Here is a 26,269-nt window from a genome sequence, read left to right as displayed (position 1 = left end):
CATTGAGCCATGTAAGTTGTTTGGCGTGCGCAGCCATTGGCGACAACTACTGGCCTATGGAAGACGAGAATTTAAGTAAGGGGGAGGTGAACATTGGACTCGATGTCAAGAGCTATATGATACTCATTATCAAGTGCTATTGGTTATTGTTTGTTTTGCGGGGTGGTGTAATTCACTCAGTTGTACCGGGCCCTAGATAGCGGTACTACCCAGTAGCGGCATGCGCGTTTCGCGCCGCGCTATACATTGCCTCAACCTGCTAATGTGGTGTGCGCTGGGCCTATTCACAGAGGCACTCGATTTTCGGCGTGATGTTAACGGGGGCGTGGCCTGTAGGGTCGTCATGATCTTATGCACGGCTCTTATAGTAGTGTTAACTTCAGGTTTTTTGCCGAGAAAATTAGTTCCCATTTTCGATAACTTGCGGGTGCAGGGTTTGCTGTTACGAATCGTTTCAGGTTAACATCAGGACTACGAAAGGATTCGGCAAGGGCGCTCAGTTATGACGGAAGTAAACCCGGTTATGGGTGGCCATGTTTGTGTCCCTTCTCCAATTGCTCCTTCCTCCGGACAACCCGCTAATAAGTATCTTGGTTCACAAGATATCAATCTAAGTTTATCTTTTTTTTCCAGTGTTGCTGTCGATGACCAGGCTCCTCGCTACGACTTGCTAATGCGTTGCGTTGAGTTGGCCGATCGCGAAGGCTTGCACGCCGTATGGTTGCCTGAGCGACACTTCGGCGACTTCGGAGAGCTTTTTCCTAATCCTTCTGTCGTCGCAGCCGCAATCTCTGGACGTACTCGACAGATCGGTATTCGCGCAGGCAGCGTTGTTGCTCCGCTCCATGATCCGTTGCGTTTGGTCGAGGAGTGGAGCGTTGTCGACAACTTATCCGGGGGGCGTGTCGGGATTTCATTTGCGTCCGGTTGGAACCCTGATGATTTCGTGCTCTCGCCTGATTCGTTCGAGGCGCGCCGAAGCATTACAAGTGAAGTGATCGACACGGTCCGTTTGCTGTGGTCTGGCGAGTCCATCAGGCGCCGTAATGGAACCGGAGCATGGGTTGACGTGTTTTCGCGACCGCGCCCCTTGTGTAAACACCTTCCCACTTGGCTCACGGTGGTGCGTGCGGACGGTTTCATTAGAGCGGCGCAAATGGGCGTGAATGTGCTCACCGGAATGATGGAGTTGAAGGAGGCGGAACTCGCCGTCGCAATCCGCAATTATCGAGCAGAACATCCTAAGCCGGCTGAATCCCATGTCACCCTGCTGCTGCATACCTATATAGATCCAACTCATGGCCGAGCAGCTGATCTGGCTAGAGGCCCTCTTGCCCGTTATTTGGGGTCTCACCTGAAAAGTGGTGAGTCCGCAATGGCCACCAACGGTGATTTGAGCAATGTCATTGGAACTGTAAACAATACTGACAAGGATGCGATTCTCATGCATATGGCACGACGTTATATCGCGAACCGCTCCATGATCGGTACTCCGGCAGAGGCTGTTAGCGTGTGTCAGCGCCTGGCAGCGGCTGGCGTTGACGAGATTGCTTGCCTGGTGGATTTTGGGCTGACGCCTGACCATGTTTTAGCGGGTATGGAGCAACTCCTGCGCGTGCGCGACACGCTGGCCCTTGGTAGGAGCGATCGATGACCCGTGCTCTGTTGATTGTCCCGCACTTCTGGGACCCCGTATGCGTTCCTTTGGGGGTTGCCTCCTTGCGTGCTTATGCTGTTAGAGCGGGGCACGAGGCAATATTATTTGACTTCAATACTGTTCCCGAAGTGTTTCAGGCACAGAGACTGTACTTCGAAGAGGTGAAGCGCCAGCTTCCAGAGTGGCGTCAATGGAATATTGAACGTAACGGTACAGAAGCGCTGGCAATGCACCAGATGCTTTATCTTCATGCCAGAGCGCGGCCGGACTATCGGGAGTTGGTGGCCGAGGTGCTCAATATTGCGGATGTGCCGCTCGATACGGTAGCGGCGCGCATTAATGTCGCCCCTTTTGATGCCATCTTCAGCGCGCTGTACGCAAGGGTGCTGCGCATCCTTGAGCAATTGCTTGAGGACGTGCAGCCTGACGTGATCGGCTGTTCGTTGTTCAACTCCACGTGGGCCGCCACCCTGTTCTTGCTCCGGCGTGCCAAGACACTGCGGCCACAAGCGCGTACGGTTGTCGGAGGGCCGGGGCCGGTGATGGGCATTGCTGCCGATGTGCAAGAAGTCACCGCGTTCTACGAGTCTCACAGTTTTATTGATTACTACGTCGTGGGCGAGGGTGAGCGCGCTTTCATGAGGGTGCTCGATGAGCCCGACCTGCCGCTCGGGGTGATCGCCCCCTCAAGCTTGAAAACCGCCGATACCAGCGAAGTTTCCTCCATTCGAATGGTTGACATTCCTGACCCGGATTATGGAGAGCTGGACATTGCCAGCTACATGCAACTTTCAATTGCCTCCTCTCGAGGCTGTCCGTTTGCCTGTTCGTTTTGTGCGGAAACCATCTTCTGGGATGGCTTTCGTCGCAATGACGCCACCGCTACTGCTGAGCAGATGATTCGACTCGCCAAGCGATATGGGCGACGTTCGTTTTATCTGTGTGATTCGTTGGCCAACCCAGTGATTGACGGGATTTCCACCGCATTATTGGCGAGTGGAGAACAGATGCAATTCGATGCGTATCTTCGGGCCGACAAGTCTTGCCTGAAGCCGGAACGTGCCGCCCGCTGGCACGATGCAGGCCTGTTCAGAGCGCGGTTGGGGATGGAGTCTGCCAGTCAGCGCATCCTTGACGACATGGTCAAGATGACCACGCCGGCCATCATGGCTCAAGCGTTACGAGCATTGACCAGCGGTGGCGTTAGGACCAGCACGCTGTGGATCGTCGGTTACGCGAACGAAACCGCCTCGGAGTTTGAAGACACGTTGGCTTATATACGTGAACACCGTGACCACATTTTTGATGCCGATGCCTGGCTGTTTCAATATCACCGTACTGGGCTGGCGGGCTCCAGCAAGCTTGAAGGGCATACCGGGTCAAAGCCACGGTTCAGCCGCGAGCTCACGGGCATATTAGGAGTAGATGCGCATGTTATTGACGATGGAATGTCCCCCGGCGACCGGTGCGATAGGCTGGCGCGGTTTGTATCGCACATGGCCGAACAAGGCATACCCAACCCTTATTCGATGGCCGAGTGGCGGCAGGCAGACGAGCGCTGGTCTGCCCTTGGCTATCGTTCACGTCCAGGGTTGGGGGCATTATGACTGCGTCAACGCCTGAACTGCCGGATTGGTCAGGATGGCCGAAGCCGTCCGTAGTCCTTGATCCCATCGCACTGCTGCGTACCCGTGCAGAGCGCCAGCCTGATGAAATTGCCGTATGGCTGGTAGATCGCCGGGGTCATGAAATCACCTGCACTTGGCATGAGCTCAATGAGCGAGCAACAGCCGTAGCTTGGCAACTCCAGTCCTCGAATGCTCGTCGTGCGGTGATCGTTGCATCCCACGGGGTAGGCTTTCTTGCGGCATTGTTTGGGTGCATGGCGGCCGGTGCGACGGCTATCCCGGTTCCTGGCGCTAACTCGCGCAGTGCAACAGACCGTTGGCAAGTGATTTTTCAAGACGCACAGCCTGACACTTTTATCAGTGCCAGCCGGCCAGATAGCCTGCCTGTGGGTATGCAGTGGATAGATTGCCACATCAGAGAAGCGCCCAGTGGTTTTGAGGGTAAGTTCGACCCTTCCCGGGTAGCAATTATTCAATACACCAGCGGGTCTACTGCCAAGCCGCGTGGTGTGTTGGTGGACGGTTATAACCTCAGCGCCCAGCAACGCTCCTTGCGAGATATATTCGGGCATACCGCGCAAAGTCGCGTGCTGACATGGTTGCCTGCCTACCACGATATGGGCTTGATCGGTGGGCTCCTCCAGCCGCTGTATGCAGGCATACCTTGCGTGTGGCTGTCGATGACGGCCTTTCTGGCGTCGCCGCTGACCTGGTTACAGGCGATTAGCCGGTATCGTGCAACGACCAGTGGCGGTCCCAATTTTGCTTATGACAACTGCGTGACGGCGATGGGGGAGCAGTCTCTGGAGGGGCTTGATCTCTCGTCCTGGCGCGTGGCATTCAACGGCAGCGAGGCCGTGCGTGCGCAGACACTGGAGCGCTTCACCCGCAAGTTTGCCAGCTACGGATTCAATCGTGATGCGTTTTTTCCATGCTATGGGCTCGCCGAAGCAACTCTGATGGCTACCGGGCCGGTACCTGGGACGAAGGTTGTTGTGAGCCGTTTTGATCGTGATGCCTTATCCCAGGACCAGGTTGTCCCATCTGCTAGCGACAATGCGGTGGCGCTGGTAAGCAGCGGTGTTGCGCTGCCAGGTTCTGCTATTGCGATCGTGTCCGCGCAGTCTCGTATGCCGGTGTCATCCGGTCAGGTCGGGGAAATTCTACTAAGTGGTCCGGGTGTTGTGAGCGGCTACTTGGGCGGCCGTGATGAGTCCAGGTTTAGCGTCAGGCTGCCTCAGGATGAGCGTCGGTGGCTCGCTACGGGTGATATGGGGTTCGTCGAAGATAGTAACCTGTATGTAGTAGGACGCTTGGATGATGTTCTGAATGTGCGGGGCCGCAAGCATTCAGCCGAAGAAATGGAACAGGCCGTTTGCGCAGTTTTCGCAGACGACAGCGACGTATTTGTCGCAGTAGTAGGTGTCGCGCAAGAAGATGGAGATGAAGCCGTCGTTCTTATCGAGACGACGTTTTTGCACGCTATCGATGCAGCCAGGGTTTCTCAGATCACTCAACTGATCACTCAGAATTACGGCGTGAGCGTAGCTGAGGTTGCCTGGCTTGCACCACGTTCCCTGCCTCGTACGACCAGCGGCAAGCTCCAGCGCTCCAAGGCTCGAGACTTATGGGCTGAGGGCAAACTGAATCAACACCGTCTCGGTGACGCGGGCCCTGAGATTGCCTCCCACGGCAGGACAGAGCCGGCGGCGAGCACAGCCGATGCTTTTAGCCGTGCGTTTTCACAAGTCCTGCCTGGGGCCGATATTGGTGAATACAGTAATTTTTTCGCGGCTGGAGGGGACTCGTTAAAAGTCCATGCCTTACGTGCGCAGCTGGAACAGAGCACCGGGCTGAACGTGGAACTGGCGGACATTTTTGAAGCTCCGACCCCCGCGAGTCTTCGCGCACGCATAATGACGCGAGGTGCGCAGCCCGGATCAGCTGCAGTTGCTCCAGACCTTGGAGAACTGGCGCCTGCGCAGCGTCGCATATGGTTTTCCGAGCACATGAACGTCGGATTTTCCTTCTACCACGTGGGCTTGTCATTTGACATCAGTGGGTTACAGCAGGAAGAGGTAGAACGTGCATTGCAGAAGCTGATCGCAAGCGAGCCAGCGCTGCGTACAGTTTTCTTCATTGCGGCGGGTGAGCCACGTCAACGTGTGCTGCAGACGGCAGATGTGAGGCTGCGTGTTGTCGGCGCAGTACCTGCAGATGACATCCCCGGCGTAGTGCTTGACGAGGTTTCTACAGCATTCGATCTGAGTCAAAGCGTCGTACGTGCACTGATACTCAATGGTGAGGCTGGTGAGTGCCGGCTTGTACTCACTGTGCACCATATTGTTTGTGATGGGTGGGGTGCTCGTCGGCTGATAGAACGCATGAGTCAATGGCTACCGGGCATGGCGCCTAAAGCTCTGTCGTTACCGGTAATCACTGAACACGACTACCTGAAGCAATGTGCACTGAGCGCCCTGAATGCTCGAAATGCCCGGTCACCCGGCATGGAGTTTTTTCGTCAGATGCTGGCCGATTCCCGTGGCTCGGTGTTGCCACTTGATTTTGAGCGGCCTTTGAAACCTGCATTGACCGGCGGGCGATGCCGTTCCCGGATGGATGCCCAGACCCTTGAACGGCTGAGCGATGCAGCAAGAAGAGAGTGTACGACGCCTTTCGCCGTTCTGTTGTCTGCCTTGGGCGCCATGGTGCGCTTCCTGAGTGACAGCGATGAGGCTGTGATTGGTACTGTGGTCTCTCTCCTGCCCGGCGCTCAGCACGATGGGGCGATGAGTTGCGACATCAACTTCCTGCCACTGCTGATATGTGCACACGATCAAACGTCGATATCGAGTTGGGTGGAGCAGGTTTCGACTACCCTCGCTTCAGCCCTTAATCACAGCGCCACCGCGTTCGAGGACTTGGTACAAGCGGTCAACCCAGATCGAACCAGGGGGGGGAATCCACTTTACAGCGTAGGACTTTGGTTCAATGACCCAAGCTCCAGCGCAGTGCAACAGGCGGTTGAGCTGGTGGAAACACCCACCGCAGAGTTGGATCTGCGCTTCATCGTGACACCTTTGCATGACGGTACCGCCAACGTTGTATTGGAGTACGCAAGCGAACTGTTCATGGAGTCTTCTGCTCGCAGGTTGCTGGATACGTTCCTGGTCGCCGCCGACGCGATGATCAGACATCCTCAATGGTTGCTCAGTGACTTTGCATCATTGCTGCAAAAGGTAGCGCAGCCTCGTGCTGTGAGGCGTCTGTCGATTGCCGCGAACTTTACCGTCGAGCCGGCATTGGATGCCTTGAATTATTGGAGCCGACGGCTGGAACTGCCGTTGTCCGTCAACCTGGCGCCTTATGATCAGGTTGAACTGCAGCTCTTGCAGCCTGGACAACAGTCGGTTGCGTCCAGCAATGAGCGATTCATCGTCCTTGATCCAGACGCTTGGGTCGACGAGGCTGGCGGGTCAGAACGGGTCAGCGCATTTATCCAGCTCCTTGAGTCGCAGCCCGCCTTACGCCGTGAACTCACATTATTCATCACGCCAGGATTGTCCCTTGATACCCCTCGTTCAGAGGCCGTTCGGCTGGCAAGGGAACAGCTGCTGGCATTGGCTGGCGAGCAATGGAAGATCGTTGATCTGGCGACTGTCGAGGGTGGCTACAACACAGGACCTTGCCGCAGTCCATATACCGATGAGCTGGGTAGAAATCCGTTTTCCCCAACTTGGCTTACCGGATTGGGAACGGTGCTGTTCCGTCATACTCGAAGTGCCGTTCGCCAATCGAGGAAAGTGCTTGTGCTCGATTGCGATAACACGTTGTGGGATGGCGAGTGTGCTTCTTCAATCTCGATTCCGTCGCACAAAATTGCGTTGCAACAAGCGATCCTGCGCTTGAGCGCAGCGGGTGTTGTCCTCGCGCTGTGCACCCGCAACCGTCCGGAGGATGTCATTGAGGCGTTCGCCCACCCGGACATGCTGCTGTCGCGGGATAATATTGCCGCGATGGAAGCTAGTTGGGATCCTAAGTCACAATCCTTGCAGCGTCTGGCTACGCAGTTGTCCTTGGGGACTGATAGTTTTGTATTGCTTGATGACGATCCGGCGATCTGTGCCGAGGTGCGTTCCAACTGCCCGGATGTTTGCGTAATCACGTTGCCGGAGTCCAGTCTCTTGCAAGCGTGTACTCCTTACCACCTGTGGGAATTTGATGGCCTGGGTGGTACCTCGTCGGATCTGAGTCGCGCCTCGGCTTATGCGCTTGAGGCAAAGCGCAAGCGTGCGCAGTTCGAGGCTCCCGACTTGGAGTCCTACTTGGCCGGTCTTGAAACCCGTGTCGATTCGCGACGTGCCCAGCCCGATGATTTGTCTCGTATTGCACAACTCAGTCAGCGGACGAATCAATTCAATGCATCGGATTTTCGAGCCACAGAGTCTGATCTTATAGCGCTGAAGGCTGATCTGCGTGTTGCTCAAGTGCAGGATCGGTTTGGTGATTATGGGATGACATGTGCGGCGTTGGTTTTTGAGAGGGAAGAACGCCTTGATGTCGATGCATTCTTTGTGAGCTGTCGGGTATTGGGACGTGGCGCCGAAGGCTTGTTCCTTGCTTCGTTGCAAGACGAGGCGCGGTCTCGTGGGCTTGTTGAGCTGCGCGTGCGTTTACGCAAGACGGCTCGCAATATTCCTGCGCGAGAGTTTTTTGAAAGTTTGCGTGACTGCACTTACGACAAGGCGAGTGAGTATTTCATCGTGCCTCTGGATGCGACAGCCGCTCCAAGTCTTGCTTGCACTCGACAAACTAGCGTTGGTCGTCAACTGCGCAAAGCGAGCCCCGCTGTTTCTGGTGTACCTCTAAGCATCCTTGAGCGTGCAGATGTACGTGCAGTGCTGGCGGCGACGAATGCCTCGCCGCTTCGCACGGTCCGTCGTCAAACCTATATAGCGCCTGAAGGAGCCATTGAGCAGGGGCTGGCCACAATACTCGCCGATGTCCTTCGGGTTGACCGAGTGGGCACTACCGACAACTTTTTTGAGTTGGGCGGGCATTCGCTCCTGGCGCTGCGGGTCGTCTGGCGTATTCAGGAAGACTTCGGCGTAAGCGTTACGCTTGCCGCGTTTTATGATCGCCCGACCTTGTCAGGGCTGGCGGAGTCGGTGCTGGATGCATTGGTTTTACTTGACGGCTCGGATGCCCTGAGCAATCTCGTCGCTGAAAATGGAATAGTGAAATGAGTGATCTGCGCCAGAAACTACGTAACCTGAGTCCTGCGCAGATCGCCGCGCTTGCTCGCAAGCTTGATGGTGCAAAAACGCCCGCCGAGCCCACAAGCTCAATCACTCAAGGGTTGACAGGTATGCGTCGCCGCTTGTGGTCCGCGCAACGGGTATCGCGAGGAGCCAGCGGGTTAAACAGCTCCATTGCATTGGACGTAGATGGCGCATTGGACGTTCCGCGTCTGCGGCGAGCATTGATTGCTGTCATAGCCCGGCATCACATCTTGCGCGCCACCTACAGCGATGACGGTTCGATCAGCACATTGCTGCCCGCCTCAGAAGCCGTTGATTTTGAATTCGCCAACATGAGCGATTTGGACGAGCCTGCGCGCTCATTGGCATGCGACTCTCTCTTGTCATCTGCTGCGGCAATTCCATTTGACCTCAGCACGGGGCCTCTGATTAGGGTCTTGGTGGTTTCACTTGGTGTCGATTGCCATCGACTGGGCTTTGTAATTCACCATATCGCTTTCGATGCGTGGTCGCGTGGCATCCTGCTGACTGAGTTGGCAGCAGCCTACGCGGATGAGCAATTGCTGGCGCTGAGTGTGCCGGCAATTGGATATGCCGAGTACATCGCTGATAGAGCAAGCAAAACAGACCCCGGGCAAGTCGCTCGCCTGCGTGAGTTCTGGCGAGTCCAAGTAGAAGCTCTGCCTGCTTCGCCACTGGATGGCTTGGCTACCACCGGGCTTCGACGTACCTATGACTCGCGGCTTGTTCCTATAGCATTGCCCAATGATTTGTGGGCGAAAGTCACGGCTGTGGCGATGGCACGTCAGACGACGCCGTTTGCATTGGCAGTGGCTGCATTGGCCCATGTGCTTCACCGGCTTTCAGCCCAACAGGATATTGCCCTGATTACGTCGTTCGCGGGGCGAGAAGATGTGGCCTCCAGAGGTGTAGTGGGGCCTTTGATCGATACGCTGCTTATCCGAGCGAACGTGGGGCAGGTGTCGACACGTGAAGAGCTGGTCGATATGTTCGGCGCCGCTTTGCATAACGCCCTTGCACACAGAGGGTTGCCGTTCGAAGAGATGATCGAGCTATCCGGACGTCCGGTCGAAGAGGGTACCTTCCCGCTTTCGAGTATTGCGATAGTAATGGATCAAGCACCTGTGCTTGCCATGGACTTTCCGGGCTTGGCAATGCGCCCGCGTCAGCTGCATTCAGGCTCATCACAATTTGATGTGATGCTACTGCTTGAAAACGACGGTACATCGATGAAGGCGTCGTTGGAGTATCGGACTGACCTGATCGATGCGTCGGCCGCCCATGCACTTTCACAAGCTTTTGTCAGCGTGCTGTCGGGTATTGCCAGCGCACCGCAGATGCCGCTTTGCACCTTGGGTTTGACCGATGCTTCTCAGGCGGCCGAATTGCTCAGCGCCGCTGCCGGCAGTAGCTCGGTTTCGCCGCCTTTACCGCCTGACATCGGGCGCGTTTTTCTAGACGTGGCGAAGCGCTTTCCTGAGAAGACTGCCTTGCGAATCGCGCAGGTGGAGACCACTTACGCCGAGTTGCTCAGTCATGCATATCGCGTGACCCGTCACCTGCAGGCACTGGGAGTTGGGTCGGGTACGCTGGTCGCCATCGCGTTACCGCGTAATAGGGACTTGTTTGCCGCCATGCTGGGTGTTGCATTGGCAGGGGCGACGTTCCTGATTGTCGATGTGGCAGTATCGGCCTCGGTGGCGTCGGATCTTATCGCTGAGGCGGCCCCTGCCGTGCTGCTGACGTGCGCACACATTGGTGGGACTTTTGGCATTGCGCCCTGGACATTTTGCGTCAATATCGAATCTCTGGACGCCGATTCAGGGACCGGCGATCCGTACATCGCTCTAGCGCATACCGAGTTGGGTGGCAACCGTGCCGCTTATCGAATCTATACCTCTGGTTCAACGGGCAAGCCCAAAGGCATTGATGTCAGTCATCGCTCGTTGGTCCAGCTTGTACAGTGGCAGCGTGAATATTTCCAACTGAAGCCGGGCGATGTTGTCTCCCAGTTTTCGACCCCGAGTTTCGACGCCATCATCGGCGAATGTTGCATGTCGCTCTTAAGCGGCGCCACCTTAGTGGTAGTTGATGATGCCGATCGAACTCCAGAGCGCTTCGCGCGTTTTCTGGTTGAGGAAGCTGTCTGCGTTGCCGTGGTCGTCCCGTCGTTTTTGTCACGTATGGACAGCTTGGCTGTTCCGGTTGAGCGTAGTCGCTGGCTGGTGGTCGTCGGGGAGGCGTTCGCCACGCCATTGGCGGCCTTGTGGTTACCGCGCCGGCGCGTTGTAAACGCCTATGGACCGGCTGAGTTTACGGTCTATGCGAGTGCCTACGAGGTGAGTGAGCGGGACCTGTCCCGATCCCATGGCTTGCTGCCAATCGGCAAGGCCCGGGATGACACGCGCGCCTATGTACTTGATCATGAGCTCTCACCAGTCCCCTACGGCATACCGGGTGAGTTATACCTGGCCGGGGAAGGCGTTGCCTTGGGGTATTCGGCAGCGCCGGCTGCCACGGCGTCGAGATTCCAGCCTGATCCTTTTATTGGCCGGCCTGGCTTGGTCATTGAACTGATTTTGCCCCAGGCCTTGGCGGCCATGGAAGCACTGGAAAACCAGGCGCCACAAGTGCGCCAGCAAATCACCACTGAGCTGCATCACTCTTGGGGCGCCGAGGATATCGCGCGCCATTGCGAGGGCCTTGATCAGGGGCTGATCAACCGTACCCAGGCAATCTGGGAGTGTTTGGCCAGCCAGGAAGAGCGCCATGGTTTTGCTCGCTACTTGATGGAGGGAGAGCACAATCTGATCTGTGCGCGGGGGTTGGAGCCCCAGGTACTTGAGCATTTACTGGGAGGATCGCTGTCTGGCTTGCGCGGTGTCGATCTGGGGGCCGGTGGTGGCGAAGTGCTGGACGCGTTGCAGGCCTGTGGTGCCGAGGTGATCGGTGTCGATATGAGTCCTTGGCTCGTCGATCGCTCTCGTCGTCGCGGTCACCGAGTTGCCCAGGCGATGATCGACAGCGCGCTGGACGAGCTTGCATCCGCGATGGAGGTTGAGGCCGCGAGCCTGGATTTCTCACTCGCTACGCTGGTGCTGGATCGGGTGGCCTCGCCTAAGCGACTACTGGAAAACCTGATCGGTTTGCTCAAGCCGAAGGGCCGGTTCGCCTTGCAGGTCTTGCTCCCCAATGTGCCTTTTGATGAAGTCCTGCAAGACAACGCTTATACGGCGACGACAGAGCGAATTGTCGAGGGTGCGGATGCGCAGGCACAGCATGCCGCTCTGGTCTCGCACCTGGCAACGCTGGGAGCGGTGGGTATGGTCACATACCGCGTGCCCTACACCATAGTCACCAGCGAAGGCAGGGAGCGGATGCAGCTATGGAGCATCACCGGCACCCGTTCGATGCAAACCGGCGGTCAGCGAATGTATCGCACGGGTGATCGAGTTGTGTTGTTGGAGAGCGGCGACCTGGTATTCAAAGGGCGTACCGACAGACAGCTCAAGGTCCGTGGCGGTCGCCTGCATCCGGCGCAAGTCGAGAGCATTCTCCAGTCGCACCCTGCGGTGGACCATGCAATTGTCGCGCAGCGTTTACCGACGGGCAGTGATACGCCCCTGCTAGTGGCCTGGTGTGTTTGTAGGGATGCTGACGTCATCGCTGATCCTGCTGCACGTATCGAAGACATTCGTGACTTGCTGACGCAGCACCTGGCCCATTGGGCGATTCCTCAGCGAATCGAACTTGTTTCCTGTCTGCCGCTAGGGCCGGGTGGCAAGCCTGATGAATCAAAACTGCAGTTGACTGATCGTGTGTCGACTGCCGCCCTCGCACCTCGTGATTCAATTGAACTGACATTGCTGGAGGCGTGCCGGGCTGTTCTGGGTGAAGGCATGCGTGGTATTGACGACTCGGTGTTCGACGCCGGGGCGGACTCGATTTCACTGCTCAGGATAAGTGCCCGTCTCCAGGAGCAGGGGTTGTCGCTGGACATGCGTGACTACTTTGAGTGTCGGTCGGTACGGTTGTTGGCCAAGCGAGTGACCCAGGCTCAAGTTGCTCAACTTGCTTGGGGGAGTGCTTTGCCTTCACCCATCCAGGCCTGGGCAATGTCCCAGACTGAACAAGCGCCTGCGTGGATGACGCAATGGTGTGTGCTTGCCCTGGCAGGCGATACACCTATTTGCCAGGTCGAGCAGGTGCTCGCCCAACTGGTGGAGTCCCATGACGCCCTGCGCTCGGTTGTCAGCTATCAACGCGTGCAAGTGCAACGGGTGGTACAAACACCGGTTCGCGTTCTCAGCGCCGCCTCTCGAGAGGAAGCGTTGGCGCTGGCGGCACAATCGATCAACCCCTCCACCGGACAGATGGTGGCGGCTGCCTGGGTGGCCGGGGAGCCGGCCGAGCTGGTTTTGATGATCAGCCACTTTGCGATTGACGCTGTTTCGTGGACGATTCTGCAAGCAGATCTATGCGCGGCGTTTGAGCAACGCTCCGTCAGGCCGCCGGTGCTGTCCCATATAGACGCATTGCGCGGCCTTGCCGCCTATGCCGCGCAAGCGGCATGCCTGGCCGAGACCGACTTCTGGCTGACCCAGATCAAAGGCGCCCCCATCTCCCCGAAAGGTGTGGTCGACAGTCTCGCAACTCGAGTACTGGACCAGGAGACGACACGTGCATTGCTGACCGTGGCCGCTAAGTTGTCAAGCTCACCTCTGGCTGTGCTTCACGCCTGTGTTGCCCGCCTATTGAGTCGTGAGCAAGGCGTGAGTCGTACGTGGGTCGATATCGAGTCAAATGGGCGCAATGTCCCAGGCCTGGACCTGTCAAGAACCGTGGGCTGGTTCACTGCGTTGTACCCGGTAGTCGTTTGCCTCAATGAAGGACAGGACTGCGTGGAGGATGTCCGAGCCAGCGTTGCCGCGCTTAATCAAGTGCCGGGCGCCGGCGTGTCGTTTCAACTGTTGGGTACTCATCATGAAGACCTCGATGTGCGCGCTCGACTCTCCAATTGGAATGCGCCAGTCGTACTCAATTATCTGGGCGCCATAGCCGGACATGTTCAGTTCGATGGAGCGATCAGGCAGCTGTGCGATTTCGGCGGAACGGTACCCCCGGCGGGCACTGTTGCCCCATACCCTACCGCCGTCGATGCCTGGATCAATCAGGACGGCTGCCTCGAACTTCAAGTGCAATGTACTGCGCATTCTCTAGTTGGAACTGCACCCGCAGCGATTGATGCGCTGGTGAATGAAATCGTACAGGTTAATCGCTCGCTCCTCTCGACCCTGCCCTTCAAGCTGGGGCTTATTGCGCAGGATAGCGTCAGCCTGGAAGGGATACTGGCGGCGACAGCGGGGCGCGATGTAAGTGACGTGGTGCCGTTGAACGCGATGCAGTCCGGCATGATGTTCCACGTACAAGCCGCCCCTGATACGGCGGTGTACGAAAACCAGATGCGTTTCCGTCTGCGGGGAGCATTCGAGCCTGAACGTTGGCGCCGGGCTTGGCAGGCGGTGGTAAGTACGGAAAGTACGCTACGTACCAGTTTCATCAATGCAGAGTCCGCCTGGGTGCGTGCCGTGCATCGACAGGTTGAGACTGACGTTGAAATTCATGACGTGCGGAATGCATTGCCAACGCCGGTTGCGGCGACATCCAGCGTGGCGCTGGCTGAGCAACTGCGCTCATTCCAGTTGGACTGTGCCCCGCTGGCCCGCATGACCGTGGTCCGTCTAGAAGATCAGTGCTGGGAAGTCATCTGGACATTTCATCACCTGATTGTTGACGGGTGGAGTGTGGCAATCCTGATCGAGCGGCTGCTCAAGGCGTATGTCGAAGGTACCGACGGCCCCATGACACTGCTGCCTGCCACCATCATGGACCTGCCGGAGACTGAAGGCAGCCGATATGGCGCCAGGACGTTCTGGACTGCGCAGATGCAGGGCGCATTGCCGTGCGATCCACTTGGGCTTGGGCCAGTTGGCAATCCTGGCGAATTATCGCGTGAGCATCTGGAGGTCTTCCGGCAAATCGATGCTCAAACTTGCGCTCGTATCGGCGCCATGGCCCGTCAGGCAGGTGTGACGCTAGCGTGCTATTTGCAGGCCGCATGGGCGATGGTGCTGGGCAAACGCTCAGGGCAGCGGGAGATTATCTTCGGCCTGACCGTGTCAGGAAGAGACGGTCTACCGCATGCCGAGAACGCGACGGGGCTGTTCGTCAGGACCGTGCCGGTGCGTGTCAATGTGTCCGGTGATGTCAACGGGCCGACGCTCTTGCAGACGATTCAGCAGACAATGCTGGCTCGTCGTCCATTCGAGCGAACGCCGTTGGGTGATATTCAGCGTTGGGCTGGGGTTTTCTCCCCCGGCTCACTGTTTAACCATGTTGTGCTGATTGAAAACTTCCCGATTCAAACCGCGATGCAGGCATTGCCATCCACGCTTGTCATTGAAGACCTGCATTGCCGTCAGCGTTCGCACTATCCTGCAACTCTGGTCATTGTCCCAGGCGAGAGTATGCGTCTGGAGCTGTCCTGGGAGGCGGACCGCATGTCGATAGAGGAGGCGCAGTCGATCCTCGAGGACATGCAGAATATGCTTGAGTGCCTCGGCCTGGAAGGCGACGCCACCTTTGCCCAAAGGGGAATCCTCGGACACCGTGATACTGTGTCGCCCAAGGCATTGCATTCGCAACCAAGGGCGTCTGCCTATGCAAATGCGACCATCCATGAATGTTTTGAGCGAACTGCTCGACGCCAACCAGACGCGGTCGCGCTGATCGGCACCACGCGCAACCTGACCTATGCCGAGCTCGACGCCTGGGCCAATCGCCTAGCCAATGCATTGATCGAAGTGGGCGTTGCTCCTGAGTCGCGGGTCGGGTTAGTCGCCATGCGATCCTTCGAGGTCGTCGCTGGCCTGTTGGCGATCCTCAAGGCTGGAGCCGCATGGGTGCCCCTTGATCCGACTTATCCGGCAGCTCGCCTGGAACGGATGATTGAAGTCAGCCAGCCGACTGTCATTTTGTCGCGTTCGGATATCACGGCGGCTTTTGCGGGCGACAAGCTCCCCATACCGGTTCTGAGTATCGATCAATACGAAGCAGGAGCAGCACAAGCGGCGCCCGTCGTCGCGTTGACGCCCGACAGCCTGGCCTTCGTATTGTTTACCTCAGGATCTACCGGCGAGCCTAAAGGCGTGATGGGGACGCACCGCAGCACCCTGGCCGTCGCGGCATGGCGTGAGACAGCTTTCCCTTATCGTAAAGGCGAGCACTGTATTCACAAAACGTCATTGGGATTCGGCGATTCGATTCAAGAAATTCTCGGGCCATTACTGGCTGGTGCATCCTTGGCGTTTCTCTCCACAGAGGGTGGGCGCGATCCCTATCATTTCGTGGAGGAGATGCTCACCTACGAAGTTTCACGGGTGATTATCGTGCCTTCATTGTTGCAGGCCATTTTTTCGTCTGCTGCCAGGGTCGAGCGCTTGGTCGGGACTGTACTGTGGATCGCCAGTGGTGAGGCGCTCAGCGCAGAAACTATCGTACTGTTCAACAAGCGTTTGCCTAATGCAAGGCTGGTCAATGTGTATGGCATGTCAGAGGCTTCCTTTGACAATACTTGCGCGGATGTCGTCGATGCTGGTGTTCCAGCGCTGATAGGCAAACCGATTGCGGGCGCCGGTATATCCATTCTGGACGAGCACATGCGTCCTGTTTCTGTCGATACAGTGGGCGAAATCTACGTGAGTGGCGAGGTGGTCAATCGTGGCTATTTCGCTGACCCTCGCAAGACGGCTTCCACATTCGTACCTGACCCGCAGGGCATGGGTGGGCGCATGTTCCAGACCCGCGACATGGGCCGTTTCATGACCACCCAAAGCATTGCTTATCATGGGCGAATTGACCAGCAAGTCACCTTGCGCGGTATCCGCATTGAAATTCCAGAAGTCGAGGCTGCGTTGGCGGCCTGTCCGGGCGTTGCTCAAGTTGCCGTGGTGCATGACCAGGACGCCCAGGCACTTGTCGGTTGGGTTGTTCCCGATGAGCGCGAGCAATTGCTCAAGGACGGCGAGTACCAGGTATTCGAGAACGGTCTGGCACTGTTCGAGTACCGGCGTGGCGAAACTGACTACATCAGCGTCGAGTTTAGCGAACATGATACGCCGCTGCCGGTGTTACCCGACGGTGCCGTGGTCATCGATGTCGGAGCCAATATCGGCATGTTTTCCCTGGCCGCTCATTTTGCCGCGAGTGATGTGCATATCGTTGCGGTTGAGCCTGCGCCTGTAGTGTCATCGATTCTGCGGCGCAATCTGATTCTGCATGGCTGCTCGTTCGAGCTGTTGCAATGTGCTGTTGGCGCACAGGCTGGAACTGCGGACTTCACCTTCTATCCCAACGCCAGTCTTGAGTCCGGTCTCTACGCCGATGTACGCAAGGACGAACAGATCTTCCGAGAAAGTATCTCTGCCGAGATGGCTCAACATGACGTCAATCGCTTGATGGAGAACCGGTTTGACAGCGAGCGACTCGAGGTCAGGGTCGTCACATTGGGGGACGTGATTGACCAGATGGGCGTATCGAAAGTCGACTTAGTCAAAATCGACGTCGAGCGTTCTGAAGTCCAAGCGTTGCAGGGTTTGCAGGCGCACCATTTTGAACGCATCGCACGCTTTACCATCGAAGTGGAGTGCGTGGACGGCGCGCAGACTCAAGCCACTATCGCGGCCCTGTTCCCACCCAGCTTCACGTTGTTCTGGAAGCCTCACGGCCGATTGAACAAGGCAGGAATCTGGATGCTGGAAGCGATCAACCTATCCTGGCCGGTGCTTGAAAACGGGCTGAACCAGACGGTGACGTTTACGCCGCCAACCAGTTCTCTTTCAGAGCGGTTGTTGCGTCGTCAGTTGGCGGATGTCTTGCCTGCCCACATGCTGCCAGCCCGGATTCATTTCACCGACTCATTGCCGCAAACCCCAAGTGGAAAGCTTGATCGTCGTGCCCTTGCCCTCAAGCCTGCCCCGGTAGGCGCCGTCGTGCCGGCCACAATGGATACTGTGGAGTTCGAAATTGCGCAGGTCTGGCGCGAGGTTCTTCGTCGGCAGGACATAGCGCTTGACGATAACTTTTTCGACATTGGAGGCCACAGCCTGTTGGTTCTCGAACTGCTGAACCGTTTAGAAAAACGTGGCCATGGAAACCTGTCCGTTGCCGATTTTTACATGTGCCCTACGATCGCCGCACTTGCCGATTTTCTGCGTCAGGGGCGAAGCGAACGCGCTGCGACCACGCGAGGAATGTCGCGTGGAGAACAGCGTCGTTTGCGTGCCCGCATCCGTTCGGAGAATCCCCATGTCCAATCCTGATCATATCGCCATCGTCGGCGTGTCCTGCAGCCTGCCTGGGGCGCACGGAGTGGACCAGTACGCAAGCCTGCTCGCCGAGGGGCGAGATGCGTTCGAACGGGTTTGCGCGGCTGATGCGCAGAAAACAATAGCCCGCGGTATCGACCCAAACTCGCCAGACTGGGTGGGTGTCAATGCACCTTTGCAGAACGCCGAGCGCTTCGATGCCGACTTGTTTGGCTATACGCGCCGTGAAGTAGAAGTCATGGATCCTCAGCAGCGGGTTGCCATGCAGTGCGCGTATGCGGCGTTGGAGGATGCGGCCATCCAGGCCAGTTCAGTCGATCATTCGGTCGGGGTGTATTTAGCCTGCTCTCCCAGTACTTTTCTGTTCGAATACCTGTCTTCGACCGGGATGCGCAATACTTTGGGCGTAGATGCACTGGCGCTGGTCAACCACGCTGATTTCATCGCGACGGCTATTTCCTACCGACTCGACCTGCGCGGCCCCAGCATGGGAATTCAGACGGCTTGCTCCGGCTCTCTCGTCGCCGTCCATAGTGCGTGCGAAGCGCTGCGCTCCGCAGCCTGTGATCTGGCGCTCGCTGGCGGGGTGTCGGTGCGTATGCCTCAACGTTCAGGCTATCAAGCCCCTGCGGGAGGGGTGGCATCGCCTTCGGGCGCCTGTCGCCCTTTTGCGGAGGATGCCGATGGTACTGTTTTTGGCAGCGGTGCGGGCTTCGTAGTACTTCAGCGTCTGGATGACGCCCTGGCAATGGGCAGTCGCATCCTCGGGGTTATCTCCGGATCGGCTGTCAACAATGATGGGCGCGCGCGAGCGGGTTTCACTGCCCCCTCCCAGTCCGGCCAGGCTGCTGTGATTGCGGAGGCGCTTGGTGCGGCAGGCTTGAGTCCCGGTGACATCACCTATGTTGAAGGACACGGAACCGGTACGTTGGTCGGTGACCAAATTGAACTGCGCGCATTGGCCGATGTGTATGGAGGATCGGTGCGCCGCCAACCTCTGATCGTGGGTTCATGCAAAGGCAATATTGGCCACGTTGATGTAGCCGCCGGTATCGCCGGGCTGGTGAAGGTCATTTTGGCATTACGGCATAAAACCTTGTACCCGACGCTAGGTAAAGGCGTCTGCGCGGCAGTGGCAGGCTCAGGGTTTGAACTGGATATCATTCGAGAAACCCGAGAGTGGCCAGCAGGCGCACCTCGGCGCGCAGGCGTCAGTTCATTCGGGATTGGCGGGACCAATGCTCACGTCATCGTCGAGGAGCCGCCGCTGGTTGCGCCTGTACATGTTCGCTCAGACGATCGTGCGCGACTGATTACGTTGTCGGCGGCAACACCAGAAGCCATTTCCAGCAAAGTCCGTGATTTGTCGCGCCTACTGGAGCAGTCGTCAGGTGAGTCCCTTGCCGACATCGCTTATACGCTGCACACCGGACGAGAAAGCTTGCGATTTCGTATCAATGTGACGGCGCAAAGCAGGCATGCGGCGGCATTGGCACTTCGTCAAACCGTCGCGACTCACAGCATCGCTCGACCTTGCGTAGTGTTTCTTGTACCTGGGCACGATGAGGCGGTGTTGGCCAGCGCCAAAGCGATGTATACGAGCTGCAGCCTATTCAAAGCCGCCTTCATCGAGGTGGCGCTTCTCTTCACGCGCTGTTCGGGCCCTGACATTCTGGCGATGGTGGAAAGAACCGACGGGTCTTCGTCCGAAGGTATTCTTATGGCGTTCGCTTATGCGCTGGCTTTGGCGGACACGTTGGCTTGCTTCGCAATCACGCCTGATGCAGTGATCGGACACGGTGCTGGGGAGTTGGCCAGTGCAGTATTGGCTGGCGTCATTGACCGGGAGCAGGGCGTCGCGGCCATCCTGAGAGCCACAGCCATGGCCGGTACCGTGGCAGTTGAGCGTTCCATATCGGTTTCGCTCAGTGCGGCGGCAGTCCGGGAGCGATTGGTCGATGGGCTTCGTATCAGCGCTCTGGACGGGCGCCTGAGTACCGTTGTCAGCGGCTTGGATGCACCGCTCAAGGCATTCTGCGAGCATTTGGATGACCTCGCGATGCCATGGACGCCCCTGCAGAATGAGGCGTTTTGTACCGATGGTGCTGTTTGCAAAGCATTAGCCGGGTTTGAGCTGACAGGCGGAGTTCCAGACCGGGCGTGGATCTCGCCGGTGGCTGCAAAGATCATCAACGCCGGTGAGCGGGTCGAAGGTTCACATTGGAAGTCCCTGGCGGCACAGCCACAAGACTGGCTTACCGCCATGGAGCGCCTTGAGGAACACTTCGCCGCTCATCCAGGCGCAGTACTGATGATTGATCTTGGCCCAAGTGATCGGCTTGGGTCCATGGCGCAACGTGTGGTGGGCGCCAAACTGCTGCCATGGCGCAAGCCGAGCGATCCGGTTCGAACCGGTGAAGCGTGGCTGTTAGCACTGTTGGGAGTACTGCACAGCAACGGCCTGCCATTGGATTTCGAAGCCCTGTATTCGGGAGAAAAAAGAGCACGTGTTGCGCTGCCGTCCTACCCGTTTGCCACGACGGCCTACCTGCCGGCTCAAGAAAAACCCGTCGAGGTGGCTGTTGAACCTGCGGTGTGCATAAGGCAAATGGCATGGAGAAAAGAAGCCCGGCCTATCATGTTGCCCTCGACCGGGGAGCGTCAGTGGTTGGTGCTGGTGCGCGATCCGGACGACACCTTGGTCGCTCAATTGCGCGCGACGGGAGCGAGCGTTGTATTGGCACAAGCTGGAGACTCGTTCGAGCAACGTCAGGCTGATCACTTTGTCATCCGGCCCGGACAATTTGAAGATATTGCCGCAGTGCTGGCGACAGCCCCCTTCACGGACATCGTTCATCACTGGAGTTATGGCGAGGAGGGGCCTGATGAGCGTGAGCGCGGAGTTGTCGGCGGGTTCGCGATGTTGCGTGCATTTAATGCCTCTTCCAGAATGGGGCCTTCGCGTGTGTTCTTTGTGACGCAACGTGCGCTGGATGCATTTTGCCCGCAACCGGTCATCCCTGCTCGCAGTGCACTGGGCGCCCTGGCACGCGTGGCAGTGCAGGAAATGCCGGGTATCCGCTGTGTGCATGTTGATGTCGATAACGATCAAGACGCTCTGGCTTCGTTGTTTTGCGAACGCCCGCATCCACGCGCAGCCATTCGGGCAGGACACCCCTTCACTCCGGTCTTCGCTCCGCTCGAGCTTGAGTCGCAGGCGCCCTCACTTCTGGTAAACGGTGGGGTCTATGTGATAACCGGCGGCACCGGTCGATTCGCGATGATCATCGGGCAGTTGCTGGTTCGTGAGTACGCGGCCAAAGTCATTGCGTTCGCACGAGGCATCACGCCTGCAACTGAAGCGCTTTCGGCCGGGTTTGATATCCAGACGGTAGATATCGGTAACCGAGAGGCAGTATTCGCAGCTTTTGACGCAGTGCGTGAGCGTTACGGTCGAATAGATGGTGTCTTCCACGCGGCGGGTGTTGTCGCTACGCAGCTGCACCAGTCCATCGATGAAATGGACAATGAGCAGTTGCGCGAGCATTTCGATGTACGGGTCGACGGGTTCAATAATGTCCATGATGCGACCCGTAGTGATTCTGGGGCGTTGAAGCTGCTGGCTTCTTCCATGTCTCCCATTTTGGGCGGGCTGGGTCTGGCTGCTTATTCTGCCGCACATACCTGGATCGACGCCGCTGCCGACGCCTCGGATGACTGGAGAGCGATTCACTGGGAAGGCTGGTTCAGAGCACCCACCACGGGGGCGCAGAGCGTTGATGCCGCTGCGGACCGGGGGCCAAGTATGTTGTCCGATGATGAAGTGCGGACCTATTTTTTAGCCGCGCTCAAGGAAAGCACGCCTAGACGCATCATCGTCACGCGACATGACCTGGAAAGCCGTTTAGCCAAATGGGTCACCCGCCCAGCCGTGTTTGATTCGGTGCAAGCCTTGCCCGCAATGGTGAGCGTACGCGATGAGCTGATTCGCATCATCAGTTCATTGATTGGCGTTGAGCCTGGTGATGATGATGATTTCTTTGATTTGGGCGTCAACTCCCTGGTGGTGGTGCAAGTCCTCGCCCGGCTGCGCGCTTCGCTGGGAATCGATGTGCCTTTACGCGCGTTGTTCGACTATCCCAGCGTGGCGCTGCTATGCGCTGAAATCGAGTCGATGCGTCAGGGCTCGGACTCGAAAACCCGGGCGGAGCACTGAGTGGAGCGTTTTATGGGCCAAGCGCCACTGATCCAGCGTGTTCAGCGTAATGATCGCTTACCGCTTTCTTTCGGGCAGGAGCGGCTCTGGTTTGTCGAGCAGTTGACGCCGGGGTCCTCTCTTTACAACGAGCCGTTAGTGGTGCTCGAGTTGAATGGGCCCTTGCAGATTAGCTGCGTGCAGGCCGCCATTGACCACCTCGTCGTACGTCACGAGCCTTTACGTTCATACGTTGCCCAGCAAGCGGGGCAGCTGTCTGTGCGTGTGCGGCCACCGCAGCCGGTGCCAATTGTACGGGTGACGCTCGACACCAACGAGCGAGCTGAAGCGCTCGATACGTGGCTCAATCATGAGGCGCTGCGTCCTTTCGATTTGGAGAACGGGCCACTTTTTCGCGCTGCTTTGATTGATTTTGCAGACAACAAGGAGCGTCACTGTCTCGTGCTTGGTCTGCATCACATGGTGTCCGACGGTTGGTCGGTACGTCTTCTACTCAATGAAATCGCCGCAATGTATGCGGCGGCCAATCGTGGTCATTCATTGCCCGGCGCATTTCCTGAACTGGAGATTCAGTATGTCGATTATGCCGCCTGGCAAAAGAACACATACCGAAACGGTGGCTTCGCTGACGAGCAAGCGTATTGGCTGCAATGCCTGGTCGGTGCGCCGACGACTCAGTGGGTGGCGGATCATCCTGGCCAAGCGAAGGGGTTTGTCGCAAATTTTGTCGCGGATGTCATCCCTCTCGAACTTTTGGATGGGATTCGTCGTGCCGCCGAAAATAACGAGTTCAGCGCGAATAATGACGCGGTAACCACCCGGTACATGATTTTGCTGGCTTGCTGGCTGGTGGTACTGCAAGCGCGTGCGAATACATCGGACCTGACGGTTGCCACGGCTGTCGCCGGTCGCTCACTTCCTGAACTGGAAGGGCTCATCGGTTTCTTCGTCAACGTGATGCTGCTCAGAGTTGACACCTGTGGCAATCCGCCGTTTCGTGAGCTGCTGGCAAGAGTACGTACGACGGTAGTTGGTGCGTTGAGTCATCAGGCCTTGCCGTTCGATTGTCTTGTTCAGCAATTGCAGCCTGAGCGCCTTGAAGGTCGGCAGCCGTTGACCAATGTTTTTTTTGCTTACCACAATTTCCCTCATACAGAGATCGATATCGACGAATTGAAAGTCAGTCGATATCGCCATGAGAGAGGTGGGGCAAAATACGACATATCGCTGTTGGCAGTAGAGAAGGAGGAAAATACAGAGTCTCTGTCCCTCCAGCTCTGGTATGACGAAGAACTGTATGACGAGCGCTCGATGCGCGCAGCCCTCCAGGCGCTGCGACATATTATCGAAGCGCTCAATGAGCACGGAATTGAACGGCGCCTGCTGTTGGTGGGGGCCGATAACATGAATTATTTGGAAGATAGCCCATGGTGAACAGAATGGATGCGGGATGGGTAGTTGTAATCAATCACGAGGAACAGTATTCCGTCTATCCGGCGGATCTACCCGTGCCCGCGGGTTGGGTTGCCACGGGGCATAGCGGTACTCGTGATGAATGTCTCGATCATATTGCCCTTGTATGGGTTGATATGCGGCCACGCAGCGTGCGTGAGGCATTGGCTAAAGTGGCGTCTCATTCAGAATGAAAGATTCGGCTGTGTCATTGATTTCGATTGAGCTGGGGTTGGCGTTAGAAGCGGCCTTGACGGATTTCTCGAGAGTGCAGGGGGTTGCACAAGAAACCATTGTGTTGGCCGCCTGGTGTGAATTTCTTGCACTGGAAGATGAGGTGTCTCCTGGCGTCCATGTGACTCATCGACGAGGCACATTCTCGTTTGCAGAGACGCGGCCACAACCAGGCACGCCTTTTCTTGACAGAGTGGTCGCCGTTCATCACGCCATACGTCGGTCTGGCGCAAACTCGGGGCATGACACAGCCGGTTTTTTCATAGGTGACGCGGTCGATTTCAACCCTCGTACGGACAAGGACCTGGGCTTTTGCGGTGAGCCAGGCACGCGCGTCCTGATGGGGCCATTTGCACAAGCAGTCGTATCGGCGTTGACGACGTTTTTCGTCTCGCACGAGGCTCGTGCAGTCACGCTGAGTTTTGATGGGCATGCACCATCGACAGGAAGACCGCCTGCGGTTTTCGAGCACCCCGACGTCGTCACGGCGTTCCTGCAGGTCGCTCATCGTCAGCCAGAAGCAATTGCGCTGCAGACAACGCTGCGATGCTGGACCTATGCCGAAATTGAACACTGTGTACGACGCTGGAGCGGTCAGTTATGTGCCGGCTCCACAGTGGCCGTCGTATCCGATGATCCTTTTGTGCTGATATGTGCGCCGCTGGCCATCCTTGCGGCGGGGGCATGTTTCGTAATGCTGGATGCGAGCGTATCGGCGTCGCGAAGGGCGCGTCTGCTGGAGGCCAGTAAGGCCGATGCGGTAATCACTTGCAGTGACCTTGAGCTGCCTGACGGCGTCGCCCTTATGCGTACATGGGACCTGGACCAGGCAGTAGCGCCCGCGGTTATCCATGCTTACCCGGATGTGCTGCCCGGCTGTATCACTCTGACCAGCGGCAGTACGGGGTTCCCGCAGGCTTGTACGCTGAGTCGACGTACGTTGCGCAGCCTCGGCCGAGAGTTGAAAGAGTTGTTCGGCGGTACGCGAATCCTGCATCTGGGATCGGTCAGCTTTGATGTGTTTTTACATAACTTCAGTTTGGCCCTGGCGGAAGGCGGGACGCTGTTCTACGTTCCGGCCCTGGATCCTGCACGTATAATCACGCTGGCGGCCCAATGGCGTATCGATCATTTTTGCAGTGTTCCCTCCATTTTAAAATTGCTGGATCCTGGCGCGCTGTGTGGTGAACGTTGGCCCGTCGTTGTATCCGTTGGTGAGCCGTGTTCCGAAGGACTGACGAAACGCTTTGCGGCTCACGCAGTGTTCTTTGATGCCTACGGCTGCACGGAGGCCGGCGTCGCCAATCTTTATCAACGGCATGCTGCACTGACCCCAGACACTTGCTTCGCGCTGCAGCCATTTCCTGGCAATACCGTCTCGGTAGTTGATAGGCGGTTCCAGCGCCTGCCGCAGGGCGTCGCAGGTGAGTTGACTATCGCAGGCGATTGCCTGGGGCTTGGGTACGTCAATAACGCCCGTGACACCGCGTCCCGTTTTGTTCCCGACCCACAGGGCGCGCCCGGCAGTCGGATGTTCCGCACGGGTGATAAAGCCTATCTTGATAGCAATGGACGGGTGAGCCTGCTGGGCCGCCTTGATCGCCAAGTCAAAGTGCTGGGCGCTCGCGTAGATCTGCGTGAAATTGAGGCCCTTGCTGAGCAACAGCCTGGAGTGACCAGCGCTGCCGCCTTCACCACCGCAGATCCGGCAGCACTTCGCCTGGCGGTAGTCGCCGATACAAATCAGCGCCTGGTTGATCTGGAGCGAAAGCGCGTTGCGCAGTGGGTGGACACCTTCGATTATTCGCTCGACTTGACCGAGCGCGAGGAGTTTGCCGGTTGGAAGAGTGCAATCACCGGTGGTGATATTCCCGCCGAGCAAATGCGTGAGTGGGTAGAGGCGACCTGTGAGCGTGTGTTGGCACTTGGTCCGACCTCAGTGCTTGAAGTGGGTTGTGGAACGGGGGCCATCCTCGTTCGACTCGCATCGAGTTGTACCGAGTTATGCGCGACGGATATCAGTGCTCCGGCTCTCGCGGTAGCGGGCCAGCGGCTCTCCAAGGCTGGAGGGGCCAAATTCCAATTGCTGCGACAGTCTGCGATCGATTCCGTCGCTGTCGAAGGTTACTTCGACGCAGCGGTATTGAGTTCCGTGGCCCAGTATTTCCCGAGTGCTGCTTATCTGCGGGATGCATTGGCGAAGGCAATTGCCTGTGTACGTCCGGGCGGGCATGTTCATGTCGCTGATGTCAGGGATTTGCGCCTTCAGCCAAGGCTCATCGAATGCATCCAGGCTGCGCAGTCTGATGCATCCTTGAAAGCCGATGACGAAGAGCTTCTGGTCGACCCCTCTTTTTTCCTGACGCTGGGAGGGGCGAACAAGCGGGTTGCCGGCGTTGAGTTACTTGTTCGGG

The 26,269-nt window shown here is 57.5% G+C and carries 7 protein-coding genes and 1 pseudogene; all 8 read left to right on the top strand.

Going from position 1 to position 26,269, the window contains the following annotated elements; genetic code table 11:
* Positions 1-502 precede the first annotated feature (502 nt).
* Positions 503-1,654: a MupA/Atu3671 family FMN-dependent luciferase-like monooxygenase gene (locus QYQ93_RS25505; RefSeq protein ID WP_080889042.1), complete on the top strand. Its 1,152-nt coding sequence runs from the start codon at positions 503-505 to the stop codon at positions 1,652-1,654.
* Entirely contained in the window at positions 1,651-3,264 is a 1,614-nt protein-coding gene (locus QYQ93_RS25500) for a B12-binding domain-containing radical SAM protein (RefSeq protein WP_338475765.1), read from the top strand. The genes QYQ93_RS25505 and QYQ93_RS25500 overlap by 4 nt, the downstream gene beginning before the upstream one ends.
* Positions 3,261-8,531, top strand: coding sequence for an HAD-IIIC family phosphatase (locus QYQ93_RS25495; RefSeq protein WP_338475764.1), 5,271 nt, complete (start codon positions 3,261-3,263; stop codon positions 8,529-8,531). The genes QYQ93_RS25500 and QYQ93_RS25495 overlap by 4 nt, the downstream gene beginning before the upstream one ends.
* Complete coding sequence (locus QYQ93_RS25490; protein WP_338475762.1) at positions 8,528-17,947, top strand: amino acid adenylation domain-containing protein; 9,420 nt, start codon at positions 8,528-8,530, stop codon at positions 17,945-17,947. Before QYQ93_RS25495 ends, QYQ93_RS25490 begins: the two co-directional genes overlap by 4 nt.
* On the top strand, positions 17,934-22,169 hold the full coding sequence (locus tag QYQ93_RS25485; protein ID WP_043047937.1) for a type I polyketide synthase: 4,236 nt from the start codon (positions 17,934-17,936) through the stop codon (positions 22,167-22,169). The genes QYQ93_RS25490 and QYQ93_RS25485 overlap by 14 nt, the downstream gene beginning before the upstream one ends.
* A complete protein-coding gene (locus QYQ93_RS25480) occupies positions 22,170-23,603 on the top strand; it encodes a condensation domain-containing protein (RefSeq protein ID WP_124421781.1) in 1,434 nt (477 codons plus the stop codon).
* Positions 23,597-23,815, top strand: a complete 219-nt coding sequence (locus QYQ93_RS25475) for an MbtH family protein (RefSeq protein WP_080889039.1) — start codon at positions 23,597-23,599, stop codon at positions 23,813-23,815. The genes QYQ93_RS25480 and QYQ93_RS25475 overlap by 7 nt, the downstream gene beginning before the upstream one ends.
* Positions 23,812-26,115 (top strand): annotated as a pseudogene (locus QYQ93_RS28650) (AMP-binding protein); the annotation flags it as partial. The gene QYQ93_RS25475 and the pseudogene QYQ93_RS28650, both read left to right, overlap by 4 nt.
* Between the last annotated feature and the right edge of the window lie 154 nt (positions 26,116-26,269).

Source organism: Pseudomonas khavaziana (genome assembly GCF_036704165.1).
Lineage (GTDB): Bacteria > Pseudomonadota > Gammaproteobacteria > Pseudomonadales > Pseudomonadaceae > Aquipseudomonas > Aquipseudomonas khavaziana.
This window is presented reverse-complemented; position numbering and strand designations above follow the sequence as displayed.

Excerpts from the sequence above, each read along its gene's own strand:
- QYQ93_RS25505 (WP_080889042.1), top strand. The coding sequence starts at position 503 with ATGACGGAAGTAAACCCGGTTATGGGTGGCCATGTTTGTGTCCCTTCT.
- QYQ93_RS25500 (WP_338475765.1), top strand. The coding sequence starts at position 1,651 with ATGACCCGTGCTCTGTTGATTGTCCCGCACTTCTGGGACCCCGTATGC.
- QYQ93_RS25495 (WP_338475764.1), top strand. The coding sequence starts at position 3,261 with ATGACTGCGTCAACGCCTGAACTGCCGGATTGGTCAGGATGGCCGAAG.
- QYQ93_RS25490 (WP_338475762.1), top strand. The coding sequence starts at position 8,528 with ATGAGTGATCTGCGCCAGAAACTACGTAACCTGAGTCCTGCGCAGATC.
- QYQ93_RS25485 (WP_043047937.1), top strand. The coding sequence starts at position 17,934 with ATGTCCAATCCTGATCATATCGCCATCGTCGGCGTGTCCTGCAGCCTG.
- QYQ93_RS25475 (WP_080889039.1), top strand. The coding sequence starts at position 23,597 with ATGGTGAACAGAATGGATGCGGGATGGGTAGTTGTAATCAATCACGAG.